We start from the raw sequence: 468 nt of genomic DNA, 5'->3' as shown, positions 1-468 counted from the left end.
TTTTCCAAATTTTTAAAGAGCAAGAGATACAAAAACCTCTCAAAATTAAACACACTCTATTCTCAGGCGGTTAATGGCCCGATAAAGAATATTTATTTTTAAGAAGTAAAAGTGGTGGAGCTAAGCAGGATCGAACTGCTGACCTCCTGCGTGCAAGGCAGGCGCTCTCCCAGCTGAGCTATAGCCCCACATATGCTGGTACTTACTGTTTTAACCATCTTCTTGATTAGACAAGAAGTGGTGGGTCTGAGTAGATTTGAACTACCGACCTCACCCTTATCAGGGGTGCGCTCTAACCAGCTGAGCTACAGACCCAAAACAATAAGTGTTGTTCTCTTTACAATAACAATCATCTGTGTGGACACTACGAACAAATAAGTTCTAAATCGTATAAGGAGGTGATCCAGCCCCAGGTTCCCCTAGGGCTACCTTGTTACGACTTCACCCCAGTCATGAATCACTCCGTGG

General features: G+C 43.8%; 2 tRNA genes and 1 rRNA gene. All 3 read right to left on the bottom strand.

Annotation, left to right across the window (positions count from 1 at the left end):
• Positions 1 to 112: 112 nt before the first annotated feature.
• A tRNA-Ala gene (locus H5090_RS20580) sits at positions 113 to 188 on the bottom strand.
• Positions 189 to 238: 50 nt separating this feature from the next.
• Positions 239 to 315: transfer RNA gene (locus H5090_RS20575), tRNA-Ile, on the bottom strand.
• 76 nt (positions 316 to 391) lie between these two features.
• Positions 392 to 468 (bottom strand): 16S ribosomal RNA (locus H5090_RS20570); the annotation flags it as partial.

It is taken from the genome of Pseudoalteromonas sp. SR43-5 (assembly GCF_014163835.1).
In the GTDB taxonomy this organism is placed as follows: domain Bacteria; phylum Pseudomonadota; class Gammaproteobacteria; order Enterobacterales; family Alteromonadaceae; genus Pseudoalteromonas; species Pseudoalteromonas distincta.
Note: the sequence above shows the minus strand (reverse complement) of the source record. Positions and strands in the feature narration are given on the sequence as shown.